The sequence below is a fragment of the Serratia liquefaciens genome (genome assembly GCF_027594825.1).
GTDB classification, from domain to species: Bacteria; Pseudomonadota; Gammaproteobacteria; order Enterobacterales; family Enterobacteriaceae; genus Serratia; species Serratia liquefaciens_A.
The window spans coordinates 3,151,317-3,163,861 of record NZ_CP088930.1; the positions used below are offsets into that span (position 1 = coordinate 3,151,317).

Consider the following 12,545-nt stretch of genomic DNA (forward strand, 5'->3'; position numbering starts at 1 on the left):
CGCCGGGGTTAAAACACCCAGTAGAGCAGCAGCGCAAACAGACACCAGAGCAGTGCACTGAGAGCAAACACCAGATCCCAGGCAAACTGTTCCAGGTAATACAGGGTTCTTTTGGTCAAGAGCGGGTTATCCCCCTTGGTTTGAAAAAGCCGGGGCCGATTAAACGCAACGCTGTTCATGTCATCACGGCCTGGCCCCGGTGGGAAAAGTTGTCTATAAGCAACGTCCCCAACGAGGGGAGCGAAGAGGGCCGGCTATTACAGATGCAGTTCGCTCCACGGTCGCTGAAGCAGCTGTGCCCAGACGTTTTGCCTGTCTTCACTGTGAACCCGGGTGCTCTTCGTTCGTAATGGCTGGGGTTGGCTTACCGTGCGGATCCAGACCCGCAGTTCCTGGCGGTGCGATCGCGGATGGGTGTAAACGTGTTGATCGCAGGTGATGCAAGGGCTGTGCACTATATAGCGCAGAATATAACCCGCCTTGCGGCGCGATACGTTAAAGGCCTGCATGATGCGTTGGCGGTTCAGATAGTGGTTTTGCAGTAACCCCCAGGTGGCCACAATACGACATAACGGCTGTTCGGCCAGGTGCGCTACCGTTTCTGGCAGGGTGATATTCTCGTCATGCTGAAGCTTCATAAAGTCCCCAGTCTCCTTGATCAATGAATAGTTGTTAGGGTGGCCTTCAGTCGCCGCGCCATTTCCCACAGGACGCTATCGGCCAGGTAACTTTGCCATTTTCATTTCACCAACCGGTTATTTTGGGATGGCAACGTATAACTTTTCTTACACCCGATGCTTCTGATTAATTAATGGAGTCGCTGTTGGATAGCTTGAAAAAAGCATTTGTGAAGCTGCTGTCACTATTGGGTGCTTTCTTCATATGCACGTTTCCATCAATATTTCCACCCTTGCTATTTTAAGGGAGGATCAGGTGCCAAGATGCAAAATTGCCACACAGTATATTTGTTTGAGTTATTTTTTATTTCCCCTTTAATTTCAATTGGTTATTCGTGTTTCTGATGTGCTGAAAATGCGACATTTTGGACCAAAGTGTGACATTCAGATAATTAAGCTGATTTTTTTGTATTTTGGTATGGCAATGTTTCATTTTGTGCTGAATATAGCCGATTTATCAGTGCATATATCTAAAAATAAAATGACGTTGCCTCACTGTTTAATTGAGTTAATTTATTTAACAAAGGTTCGCTCTTGCGGGCCTTTTTTATTTATTTTCGTGGGTGGTTGATATTGAAGGGAATAAAATTATTGCGTAAAAGCGGGGGGTATTCTTATTGACTTGAAATTGTACAAAACTAAGATATGTAACACTTTGGTCCAAAATGACCTATTTTTCACCTCACTTTTTTTGCCATAATCCAATAAAGCGATTGGGATTGCTGGCGGTATATATCACCGTATGTCGAATATTCCGGTGACCCAGATAATCCTGAATCAAACGCGTGTCGACGCCCGAATCCGCCAGTGCAAAGCCACAGGCATGCCGCAGCATATGTGGGTGCGATGACACCGTAATATTGGCGGCCTCGCCGTAACGTTTAATCAAGTAATGCACGTGTTTACGCGTCAGTTGGCCGCCTTTTTGCGACAGAAATAGCCACTCGCTGTCAGCATCGCGCCACCTGCCGCGCAAATTCAGCCAGCACAACAAGTGCGGCAGCTCATCTTGCGCCAGGGGATGCACGGTCGAAAAACCGTTCTTCAGGCGACGGATATAAATCACGTTATCGCGCAAATCGATATCAGATATTTTTAACTGACAGGCTTCGCTGGCGCGCAGCCCATGGATAAAACACATCTGAATTAAACAACGGTCACGCTCCGGATGTTTTCCAATGTGCGTGGCAAACAGAATGTCATTTATTTCACCGAGAGTGAGGTGTTTTCGAGTTTTCATTATTTTGGCTCCATATACCCTCTCCGGCCCGATGCCGTATGAGGATCTTACCGGAGAGAAAATAGCCTGTTTCCATTTTTTACGTATCTATTTTCTTCGCGAATAAATGGCGGCAGCCGATCTGACATGAGGAGTAAAAACCACCATGCAGCAGGAAATAACCGCGATGTCCGCACCCACGATACTCACCCGCAAGGCCGCCCGTGCCGTTGCCGGAAAAGCCGCCAGTTTGGAGCGGCGCATCATGCAACTTAGCGGCATGGCTTATGGCGTAGAAGATTGGTTGTGCGCTTTGCGCAAGGCTGCCGAGCTGTGGCGTTGCGTCAGTGAGACGCCATTGTTGGCTGAAAACGAACGGCGCTATGCCCGGTTACGCCACCGGCATTGTTCGCACCCGGCTACCCAATTGCTGGTACGTCAACGCTATCAGGCCGATAGCCAGCAACCCTGAATCCACTGCAGAGGACAAATTTATGTCTGCAAGCTCCCTTCCACCGCGTTTGCGTGTGGTCGTGATGATGAGGCCGGGGTTGATGCGCGAAGGCACCCTGCGGGTGCTCGAACTGGCCGGTCAGGCAATCGCATCGTTAACCGTGGTCGACGATCTTTTGACTCTGCGACAGGCGCTGTCGCAAGGCGGAGCGGATGTCATCCTCACCGGCCTCTTCGGGCACCGCGACAGGCTGCGCGACTTTTTTCTGTTCTATTCCCACTACCTGCGCTTCAACATCGACACGACCTGGCTGCTGTACAGCGAACCCCTGACGCCGTTGCTAACCACCTTAAGCCCGTTAGCCCCCCATGAAGGGCCGTTGTGCTTGCCACACGATCTGCAGCCGCATCTGTTGCACGATTTGCTGATGAAACGCCAGGCATTGAGCCACCTTGCCTTTATGAACCGCGACCCATTGCACCGGATGCCGGCGAATATTGTGCTCAGTTGGCCGGAGTTGCAGGTTCTCAGTCATTTTGTCTGTGGCGTACTTGAACATCTCACTACACCGACGGGCGGGTTCACGACGAAGACCCTGAGCGCCCATAAACGCAGCGCGATGCGCAAACTGGGCGTGTGTTGCGATCAACAACTCCATGCGTTGCTGCATGGATCTCGGCTATGCCCAGCAAGGAGGCTCCCGGATGTGGCCGTCAGCCAGGGATAAACGTATCCGTCGCTACACCTGGCTGGCGATGCTGCTGGTTTGTGGCATGTTTTGGTGGGGGGTTATTTGGTGCGTGCTGAAATTTACCGGTCTTTAATGGCCAGCCGGCGATGGTCAAGCCGATTCTTAAAACAATTTTCCGACAAGTGCTTACCCCCTCAGGGCTTTACGCTCGCCGTTGGGGGGGCGGCAGCTTTGTTGGGGGGCATGCTGTTTTTCCCTCAGGCTGAGGCGAGCACGTGGATGGGCAGCTCGCCGGCTTCTTTTATCGGCAGCTGTCGGAAGAACGCATTGCTGCAGATAGTGGCGCAGTGCCGCCATGATGCGAGCGCGCTTGATACTTCGCCCGCGCGTCACTCCGGGCGTTATCTCCACGCGCTGAACGACCGGCTTGCTCAATGGGGGATCGGCCCTGCAGCAGATGCCAGCTCTTCGTTGACCCGCCGTCAGCGTTGCGAGCTGTATCAATTCTGTGGGTTGTTGCATCAGCAGGCGGGCAGGCAACTGTTGGACCAGCTGTTTTTGCCACAGGGTGGGATGGCTGAAGTGGATTATCGTACGGTGGCCATCAAGGCTCCCTGTTTAAGGAGAAACAATGATACGTCTAAAAGTGATGATCATGGAGCCGGATCCCTGGTTTCGGCTCGGGGTCTTGTCGGTGCTTGCCTCGCTCCCGGCTCAGTTTGAAGTCTGTGGGGTCACCGATCGGCTGTCGGATTTACAGAGTCTGGTGCACAAACAGCCGTTTGATCTGTTGCTTTCAGACACTCATGGGCAGGGTGAAAGCCTGGATGACTACTTTGTCTTTCGCAGGGGATTTTGCAAGAGGCACTCTCATGTGACCTGGCTGATGTGGAGCGACGGTTATGGCCCTTTCTTATCGGGCCTGTCTTCTCGGCTGAAACTGCCGGTTTGCCTGCAAAAAACGCTGGGGCCTGCCGAGTTGAATTCGCTGTTGGTGCTGCGTCATCGGCTGGGGCATCAGCATTTTTTGGTCGAACATCAGCGGACCCAAGTGTGCGTATGCTGCCACCTGACGCAAAAAGAGCTTTTGGTTATCAGCGCGCTGGCACATGGCGAACCGCAAAAGCAACTGGCGCGGCGCTTGGGCCGCAGTGAAAAAACCATCAGTTCACACAAGATCCAGGCCTTGCACAAGCTGGGCGCCAGTAGCGATCGGCGGTTATTTCATCATCAAGGAGAAAACCTCCTGCTGGAAATTCTGCGCTATGCGGGCATCAATATTCCCCATGACCCCTATGGGAGTTACTCGGCGTAACTCAATCTGATGCCGGTGATAAGCTGTGTAGTGGGGAGCGTATGCTATGTTTACGCTGATTTCACCGCGTGGAGATGGGAATAAAGATGAGTAAGCCGCCGCTGTTTTTTATCGCCGTGATTGCGTTGATCGCCGTACTGGCGACGCAGCGCTATTTCAATCAGCGCCGTACTGAAGCGGATAACGACCGGGCACCGGTGCGCAGTCTGCAGGTCACGGTGAGTGACAAACGTGAGTTTCCAGTCGCCAAGACCCGGGCACCGCAGCGGGAGCCGCTGGTCAATGAGCCGATGCATTATGAGGTGGTGTTTAGTCCGCAGGGTGGCGGTGAAGAGCTCCGGCTGCGGCTGAAGCCGTGGCAGTACAATCCGATTGAAAAAGGCGCACAGGGTACGTTGAGCATGCAGGGCACGCGCTTCGTCTCCTTTACCGCCCAGCCGTAGGGCGCCGGATCCGGCGCCCATGCGGGGTTATTTTCTTTTGATCGGCGGCTGTTTTTTCTGCCAGGCCAGCAGTTCGAAGACGCCAAAGATGAAGATCTTGGCTTCTTGCCAGTAGCTTATCGGCTGATCTTTCGGTTGCGTGGACTTCAGCAGAACCAATTGCAGCCCGTGCATTACCACCATAAAGAACAGCGCCACGTCGATGAAATATTTCAGCGGCTTGGGAAAGGGGTGAAACAGATTGGAGAGCAGAAAGCCCCACACGCACAGCATCAGCAGGCGACCCAGATTAATCAGCATTTTCGGTTTTCTCTTGCGAACGGATATAAAGACGATAAGCCACCTGACCGGCGACTTTTTCACGGTGTAACTGCCAGTTGGCCGGGACATCAGCGGCGGCGCTTTCGGCTTCGGCCTCTACGTAGATCCAGGCCTCATCGGCCAGCCAGCCCTGCTGCTCCAGCAGCGTGACGGTTTCAGCCAGCAATCCTTTACGAAAAGGCGGATCGAGAAACACCACGTCAAACGGCTGAGCGGGAGTCGCCAGCCAGCTCAGCGCGTTGGTATTGACCACCTTGCCATTGCCCTGCAGCAGGGCCAGATTTTTTTCCAGTTGCTGCGCCACCGGGCGCTCAAACTCCAACAGCGTGACGCTGCCGGCATAGCGCGACAGCGCTTCCAGGCCGAGTGCGCCGCTACCGGCGAAACAGTCCAGGCAACGTGCGCCCTGGATCACCGGCGCCAGCCAGTTGAACAGGGTTTCACGAACGCGATCGGTGGTTGGACGTAGCCCGGGGCTGTTGGGTACCGGCAGTTTTCGTCCGCGCCATTGGCCGCCGATAATGCGGATCTGCCCGGCCGCAGCCTGAGGCGCTTTTTTTGCCGATGCCCGTGGCGATATTCTTGTCATAGGTTTGCTTTGATGGTTTTTCTGGCGATGAGGCCGAATGAGTTAGCGATCAGTTGCCTCTATTCTACCGGTGAGACGCGCCGGGGGAAACGGTAAAACTTTGTTGCCTGATTTCACAGTGGAAAGCGTGCCGGATGCGTGTTGCTGGGCGAGGGAAAGTGATAGACTCGGCGAATTATTGTCAGCATAAGCAAGCCTTCGGTACGGAGTAGAGTCATAACATGGCAAAAGATAAGAAACGCGGGTTTTTCTCCTGGCTGGGCTTCGGCCAGAAGGAAGAAGAGCAACAGCAACCTGAGACGCCGGTAGAAGCGGCGGAAGATCAGGCCGTGGAGGTCCCGGCTGAGCCGGTCGCTCCCAAGCTGGATGACCAGCTCCCCGCGCAGGAATCTGAACCTGCCGCCTCCGTAGAGACGCCTGGGGAGTGGGACGGCAGTCTGACCGGCGAGCATATTGCAGAAAGCGTGCCGGCCGTCGTCGAACACTCTGCCCCGGCAGAAAAGCTGGCGGAAGAGATTGTCACCCTCACCGAACAGGTGGCGGCGGAGCAACTGCCGGCAGTTGAAGAGATTGCCGAACCGGTGGCTGTGGTTCAGCCTGAACCCGAACCCGCCATTGAGCCCGAGCCTGAAGCGGCGGTGATATCAGAACCCGAAGTGGTTATGCCAGAGCTGATTATCGCGCCAGAGCCGGAAGGGGTTGAACCGGAACCGGTGATAGTGCGCGAACCGGAAGTGATTGCGCCTGAACCTATTATCGTGCCAGAGCCAGAGCCAGAGCCAGAGCCAGAGCCAGAGCCAGAGCCAGAGCCAGAGCCAGAGCCAGAGCCAGAGCCAGAGCCAGAGCCAGAGCCAGAGCCTGAACCTGAACCTGAACCTGAACCTGAACCATTGCCGGCCAGCGTGGCGCTGGAACCGATTATCGTTGCGCCGGCCATTGAAGAAGAAAAAGAAGCTGAGCTGCTGGCCCCTGCGGTCACTCAGGAACAGGAACGCCCGACCAAAGAAGGCTTCTTTGCCCGGCTGAAACGCAGCCTGGTGAAAACCAAGCAAAATTTGGGCTCCGGTTTTGTCGGCCTGTTCCGCGGCAAGAAAATTGACGACGAGCTGTTTGAAGAGCTGGAAGAACAACTGCTGATTGCCGACGTCGGCGTGGAAACCACGCGTAAAATCATTACCTCTCTGACTCAGCATGCCAGCCGCAAGCAGTTGAAAGACGCCGATGCGTTGTACGGTAAGCTGAAGGAGGAAATGTCCGAAATTCTGGCTAAAGTTGATCAGCCGCTGGATGTTGGCGGTAAAAACCCGTATGTCATTCTGATGGTTGGGGTGAACGGCGTGGGTAAAACCACCACCATCGGTAAGCTGGCTCGCCAGTTCCAGGCGGAAGGCAAATCGGTGATGCTGGCGGCGGGGGACACCTTCCGTGCCGCGGCGGTAGAGCAACTGCAGGTGTGGGGCGAGCGCAATCGTATTCCGGTGGTGGCGCAGCATACCGGCGCGGATTCTGCCTCGGTGATTTACGACGCGGTCCAGGCCGCCAAGGCCCGTGGCATTGACGTGCTGCTGGCCGATACGGCAGGGCGTTTGCAGAACAAAGCGCACCTGATGGAAGAGCTGAAGAAGATCGTCCGCGTCATGAAAAAACTGGACGACCAGGCCCCCCATGAGGTTATGCTGACTCTTGATGCCAGCACCGGACAGAATGCTGTCAGCCAGGCGAAATTATTTAATGAAGCCGTGGGCTTAACCGGTATCACACTGACTAAACTGGACGGTACCGCCAAGGGCGGGGTGATCTTCGCCATTGCCGATCAGTTCGGTATCCCGATTCGCTATATCGGCGTTGGGGAAGGCATCGAAGATTTGCGGCCGTTTAAGGCTGACGATTTTATTGAGGCACTTTTTGCCCGAGAGGATTAATACGGATGATTCGCTTTGAACAGGTCAGTAAAGCTTATCTGGGCGGACGGCAGGCCCTGCAGGGGGTAGATTTCCATCTGCGCCCGGCAGAGATGGCGTTTCTGACCGGCCATTCCGGCGCGGGGAAGAGTACCCTGCTGAAACTGATTTGTGGTATCGAACGGCCAAGCGCCGGCCATATTTGGTTTGGCGGCCATGACATCAGCCGGTTGAAAAACCGCGAGGTGCCGTTCCTGCGTCGTCAGATCGGCATGATTTTCCAGGACCACCATTTGCTGCTGGATCGCACGGTGTATGACAACGTGGCGATGCCACTGATCATCGCCGGTGCCAGCACCGAAGACATCCGTCGCCGCGTTTCCGCTGCGTTGGACAAGGTCGGGCTGCTGGATAAGGCGAAAAACTTCCCGATTCAGCTTTCCGGCGGTGAGCAGCAACGCGTGGGTATCGCCCGTGCGGTGGTGAACAAGCCGGCGGTACTGCTGGCGGATGAGCCTACCGGTAACCTGGACGATGCGCTGTCGGAAGGCATTCTGCGCCTGTTCGAAGAGTTTAACCGCGTGGGTGTCACCGTGCTGATGGCCACTCATGACACCGGGCTGATCGCTCGTCGCAATTACCGCATTCTGCGCCTGAGTCAGGGCCGCATGGCTGGAGGAGCGCATCATGGCGAATAATGCAAAAACCGCCAAGAGCAAAGCGCTGCGTGGCGGCTGGCGGGAACAATGGCGCTATGCCTGGATGAACGCCGTCAAGGATATGCTGCGCCAGCCACTGGCTACGCTGCTGACGGTGATGGTAATCGCCATCTCCCTGACGCTGCCAAGCGTGTGTTATATCGTTTGGAAAAACGTCAGCACCGCGGCGACGCAGTGGTACCCCACGCCGCAGTTAACGGTGTACCTGGATAAATCCCTGGATGACGACGCGGCGGTGAAAGTGCTCGACGCCATCAAGGCGGAAGCCGGCGTAGAGAAAGTGAATTACCTGTCGCGTGAAGAGGCCCGGGGCGAGTTCCGCAACTGGTCCGGCTTTGGCGGCGCGCTGGACATGCTGGAAGAGAACCCGTTGCCGGCAGTGGCTATCATCACGCCGAAAATGAGCTTCCAAAGTTCCGACACCCTCAATACCCTGCGCGATCGCGTAGCGGCGGTGCAGGGTGTGGATGAAGTGCGAATGGACGACAGCTGGTTTGCCCGTCTGGCCGCACTGACCGGGTTGGTGGGGCAAGTGGCCGCGATGATCGGCGTGCTGATGGTGGTGGCGGTGTTCCTGGTGATCGGCAACAGCGTACGTCTGAGCATCTTCAGCCGTCGCGATACCATCAACGTGATGAAGCTGATTGGTGCCACCGACGGTTTCATCCTGCGGCCGTTCCTGAACGGCGGGGCGATGCTGGGCTTCTTTGGCGCATTGCTGTCGTTGCTGTTGTCCGGGGCGATGGTATGGCGGCTGGAGTCGGTGGTCACCGGCGTGGCCAAGGTGTTCGGTACCACCTTTACCCTGCACGGCCTGGGTTGGGACGAGGCGTTGCTGCTGCTGATTGTCTCTGCGATGATCGGCTGGATCGCCGCCTGGCTGGCGACGGTGCAACATTTACGCCGATTTACACCACAATAAAGATTTTTTGGTATACTCTTCTCCTGCTGCTCCGAGCGTGTTGTGGGAGAAGAGCTACCGGCACTAATCTAAGCCTCATCCAGTCTCTTCTTAGCGCACAAATTCCCTATCGGCCTGAGTTTTCGTCACGTATTGTCATGCACAATGCGATCGAAAAACTGTGAACTAATAGGGCGGAACGCGGTCAAAATCTGCAGCAAAATGTTATGGTGCCCGGCGTGTGGACCGCTTTTGCAATAGCAACTGCCGTAAAATCAATCTTTTCCCCGCCGTGACAATCACCTGCATGACCTGTTTTTTCAAGAGAGGGTTTGAATGACCAAAGAAATGCAAACTTTAGCTTTAGTGCCCCAGGGCAGTTTGGAAGCCTATATCCGGGCCGCCAACACCTATCCGATGCTGACGGCAGAGGAAGAGCGGGAGCTGGCTGAACGGCTGCATTATCAGGGCGATCTGGAAGCCGCTAAGCAGCTCATCCTGTCTCACCTGCGCTTTGTCGCTCATATTGCCCGCAATTACTCCGGTTACGGCCTGCCGCAGGCAGACCTGATCCAGGAAGGTAATATTGGCCTGATGAAAGCTGTTCGCCGCTTCAACCCAGAGGTTGGTGTGCGTCTGGTTTCCTTTGCGGTGCATTGGATCAAGGCAGAAATTCACGAGTACGTACTGCGTAACTGGCGTATCGTTAAAGTGGCTACCACCAAAGCACAGCGCAAGCTGTTCTTTAACCTGCGTAAAACCAAGCAGCGTCTGGGCTGGTTCAATCAGGATGAGGTGGAATTGGTCGCTCGCGAGTTGGGTGTGACCAGCAAGGACGTCCGCGAGATGGAATCCCGCATGGCGGCGCAGGACATGACGTTCGATCCTACGCCGGACGACGAAGCCCGTGATGGCCAGTCTATGGCGCCGGTGCTGTACCTGCAGGATAAAAGCTCGGACTTCGCCGAAGGCATCGAGGAAGATAACTGGGAAAGCAACGCCGCAGACAAACTGGCCTATGCGCTGGAAGGTCTGGACGAGCGTAGCCAGCATATCATTCGTGCCCGCTGGTTGGATGACGACAATAAATCCACGCTGCAAGAGCTGGCCGATCAGTACGGTGTTTCCGCTGAGCGTGTGCGCCAGCTAGAAAAGAACGCCATGAAGAAATTGAAAATGGCGATCGAAGCCTAATCCCGCATAAGCGTTAAAAAGCCCGGCTAGCCGGGCTTTTTTGTGCCTGAAATTCGACGTTATGGCGTAACCGCCGCGAAATCTGGTGCCGGGCAATCGTAGCCAAACTTGTTGGCCCAGTTGTAACGCGTCCCGGTATTGATATAGCGCTGATACAGCGCCCGGCCGGTTTTCGCGTCACGCTTGATCACCCAACTGGCGGCATTGCACAGCACGGCGGCATAGGCCTGGCTTTTTGGCGGCAGTAAGTCGGCGGCCTGCTGCGCCAGATCAACCGCCTGCCAGCGGTAGTGCAGGAAGCGATTATCCTGTGGCGGCAATGCCGCTTTGGCCCGAGCCGCCTCTGCGTTGCTGATCCAGCTCTTATGCTTGAGCTCGCGCGTATCAAAGGCATCCCCCAGATAAGAATAGCCCGCGTCATAAATCGCATAATCTGGCGTCATCTCATAACCCGTGAATACCAGCCCCTGGCTGCGCAGCAGCGTTGCTGCCTGATAGTAGGCTTTGGCGCGCGCCAGTTTGTCAGCGGTTTTGTCCTGCGCCGCTTTCAGCGTATCGGCGTACTGTTGGGCAACCTGACGATAGTTCGGGATATCAAAGTAGGCCATTGCTTCTTGAGGGCGTCCGGCGCGCATCAGCCGCCGCGCCAGCAGCTCGCGTAGTTGCACGTCCGGCGTCAGCGACTGGCCGTTGTACTCGTCGGGGTTGACCGGTTTCAACGGCGTAGCCGGGGCCGGTACATGCTTATCAACAAAGCCTTTCAGCTCATCGATGGTCAGCACGCGTTCGGCCACGTCGGCGACGTCCGCCCAGTAAATTTCTTTGCCGCGATAAAGGAAGTCCATTGCCTGCAGATAGTCGCCGCGATCCAGGGCCAGAATGGCCTGCTCCCCCGCGACCCGGCATTCGGGCACGATAGTTTCTGGCGTAAAGTCCGCGTTGCGCTGTTCGCCCCAGCTTTCATTGGAGGGGAACGCGGCCGCTGCTTTGGCGTAGTCTGCGGTGGCGGCTTTAACATCCCCGTCGCGCAGCGCCATCTTGGCGCGCAGCCACCAGGCCAAACCGCTGTCACCGGCATGTTTCAGCAGGCTGGCGGCCATCGGGTACTGCCCGGCGCGATAGGCCAGCGCCGCCAGCCGATCGCTGCCGCTGAAGCCGCTTTTTACCGAGGCATCCAGCAGCGTCAGAATCTGGCTGATGATCTGCGCAGAACGGGTGCCGGTGCCGTCCGTGTCCGCCATTTGCAGATTGCTGCTGCGGGCAAACAGCTCAATGGTGACCAGTTGTTGGATCAGCGGGTCGGCGATCGCCTGTTTCAAAGCCTCGAAGTGATCGGGATTGACCAGGTAACTGGAGACGTACTGCAACGACAGCCCACCCTCCTGGTCGCCCTGTGCCGCCTGTTGCGCATACAACCTGGCCGCCTGAGGGATATCGCCCAGCCAAAGATGAATACGGGCCTGCTGCCCCAGGCTGCTCAGCGCCAGTTGATCAGGATCGGCCGTACCGTTCTTCACTTTATCAATCACCTGCTGGAAAGCCGTCAGTGCCTTTTCGAGCTGGGGCTTCGCGGGATGTTCGACCGCGAGGCTCGAGCCGTCGCCTTCGTTTTCCGGCGTGCCGTGATCGCCCATCAACAACCGGCCGAGTGAATACTGTGCCCTTAGCCCCCAGTCACCTTGATCTGCGGCGGGCAGAGCCAGAACCTGCTGGAAGTACTCACCGGCGCGTGGATCTTTACCGGCGAAGGCCACGGCACCCAGTTGGTAAAGACGGGCCGCATCAGACAGCCCCTGGCTATTGACCGCATCGGCCTCTTCAACGGTTTTGGCCGCGCGCATCTTGCCGATGATGACAGTTTCCGGCGACAGCGGCATCGGTTTCGGCGGCATGGCCGGCGGTGGCGCTTTCCACAGCGGCAGCTGTTTATCCACTGCGACCAGGCGCCCGGCTTCAAAGGCAAAGTTGCCTTCCGGCATATACAGCAGCGTGCCGTTGCGATCGACCAGCAAACGGTTAGGGAAATCCGGCCCGCAGGCGTAGCCATTAAGCGGCATTGCCAGCGCCGAGCCGATCAGGGCAGCCAATGGAAGAGTTCGACCGCGCAGACTCCGTGTGGCG

Annotated in this window: 13 protein-coding genes; 8 read left to right on the forward strand and 5 right to left on the reverse strand. The window is 56.2% G+C overall.

What is annotated here, in order from left to right:
* Positions 1 to 257: 257 nt before the first annotated feature.
* Together LQ945_RS14300 and LQ945_RS14305 are read right to left on the reverse strand one after the other, a co-directional pair.
* A complete protein-coding gene (locus LQ945_RS14300) occupies positions 258 to 638 on the reverse strand; it encodes a CaiF/GrlA family transcriptional regulator (protein ID WP_269935309.1) in 381 nt (126 codons plus the stop codon).
* A 721-nt stretch (positions 639 to 1,359) separates the two neighbouring features.
* Complete coding sequence (locus tag LQ945_RS14305; protein ID WP_269935338.1) at positions 1,360 to 1,917, reverse strand: tyrosine-type DNA invertase; 558 nt, start codon at positions 1,915 to 1,917, stop codon at positions 1,360 to 1,362.
* Between the two features lie 145 nt (positions 1,918 to 2,062).
* On the opposite strand from LQ945_RS14305, the gene LQ945_RS14310 reads away from it, so the two are divergent.
* The 4 genes from LQ945_RS14310 (at position 2,063) to LQ945_RS14325 (ending at position 4,799) form a co-directional block, all read left to right on the forward strand.
* Positions 2,063 to 2,368 (forward strand): hypothetical protein, encoded by a 306-nt coding sequence (locus tag LQ945_RS14310; RefSeq protein WP_269935310.1) that lies wholly within the window; start codon positions 2,063 to 2,065, stop codon positions 2,366 to 2,368.
* A gap of 22 nt (positions 2,369 to 2,390) precedes the next feature.
* Positions 2,391 to 3,077, forward strand: coding sequence for a hypothetical protein (locus LQ945_RS14315; protein WP_269935311.1), 687 nt, complete (start codon positions 2,391 to 2,393; stop codon positions 3,075 to 3,077).
* 595 nt (positions 3,078 to 3,672) lie between these two features.
* The gene (locus tag LQ945_RS14320; protein WP_270101037.1) at positions 3,673 to 4,356 is read left to right on the forward strand and encodes a helix-turn-helix transcriptional regulator; all 684 of its coding nucleotides are present in this window, start codon (positions 3,673 to 3,675) and stop codon (positions 4,354 to 4,356) included.
* A gap of 86 nt (positions 4,357 to 4,442) precedes the next feature.
* The gene (locus LQ945_RS14325) at positions 4,443 to 4,799 is read left to right on the forward strand and encodes a DUF2500 domain-containing protein (RefSeq protein ID WP_270101038.1); all 357 of its coding nucleotides are present in this window, start codon (positions 4,443 to 4,445) and stop codon (positions 4,797 to 4,799) included.
* A 27-nt stretch (positions 4,800 to 4,826) separates the two neighbouring features.
* Here LQ945_RS14325 and LQ945_RS14330 read toward each other — a convergent pair whose 3' ends face one another.
* Together LQ945_RS14330 and rsmD are read right to left on the reverse strand one after the other, a co-directional pair.
* On the reverse strand, positions 4,827 to 5,099 hold the full coding sequence (locus LQ945_RS14330) for a DUF1145 family protein (protein ID WP_006317223.1): 273 nt from the start codon (positions 5,097 to 5,099) through the stop codon (positions 4,827 to 4,829).
* The gene (gene rsmD, locus LQ945_RS14335; RefSeq protein WP_044554439.1) at positions 5,089 to 5,709 is read right to left on the reverse strand and encodes a 16S rRNA (guanine(966)-N(2))-methyltransferase; all 621 of its coding nucleotides are present in this window, start codon (positions 5,707 to 5,709) and stop codon (positions 5,089 to 5,091) included. The genes LQ945_RS14330 and rsmD overlap by 11 nt, the downstream gene beginning before the upstream one ends.
* Before the next feature lie 221 nt (positions 5,710 to 5,930).
* Between rsmD and ftsY the strand changes: the two genes are divergently transcribed.
* The 4 genes from ftsY (at position 5,931) to rpoH (ending at position 10,424) form a co-directional block, all read left to right on the forward strand.
* Positions 5,931 to 7,631, forward strand: a complete 1,701-nt coding sequence (ftsY, locus tag LQ945_RS14340; RefSeq protein ID WP_270101039.1) for a signal recognition particle-docking protein FtsY — start codon at positions 5,931 to 5,933, stop codon at positions 7,629 to 7,631.
* Positions 7,632 to 7,636: 5 nt separating this feature from the next.
* Complete coding sequence (ftsE, locus tag LQ945_RS14345; protein ID WP_020824813.1) at positions 7,637 to 8,308, forward strand: cell division ATP-binding protein FtsE; 672 nt, start codon at positions 7,637 to 7,639, stop codon at positions 8,306 to 8,308.
* The gene (gene ftsX, locus LQ945_RS14350; protein ID WP_269935314.1) at positions 8,298 to 9,251 is read left to right on the forward strand and encodes a permease-like cell division protein FtsX; all 954 of its coding nucleotides are present in this window, start codon (positions 8,298 to 8,300) and stop codon (positions 9,249 to 9,251) included. The genes ftsE and ftsX overlap by 11 nt, the downstream gene beginning before the upstream one ends.
* A 315-nt stretch (positions 9,252 to 9,566) precedes the next feature.
* Positions 9,567 to 10,424, forward strand: coding sequence for an RNA polymerase sigma factor RpoH (gene rpoH, locus LQ945_RS14355; protein ID WP_020824815.1), 858 nt, complete (start codon positions 9,567 to 9,569; stop codon positions 10,422 to 10,424).
* A gap of 59 nt (positions 10,425 to 10,483) precedes the next feature.
* Here the strand turns inward: rpoH and LQ945_RS14360 are convergent, their stop codons facing one another.
* A complete protein-coding gene (locus tag LQ945_RS14360; RefSeq protein WP_269935339.1) occupies positions 10,484 to 12,481 on the reverse strand; it encodes a hypothetical protein in 1,998 nt (665 codons plus the stop codon).
* Between the last annotated feature and the right edge of the window lie 64 nt (positions 12,482 to 12,545).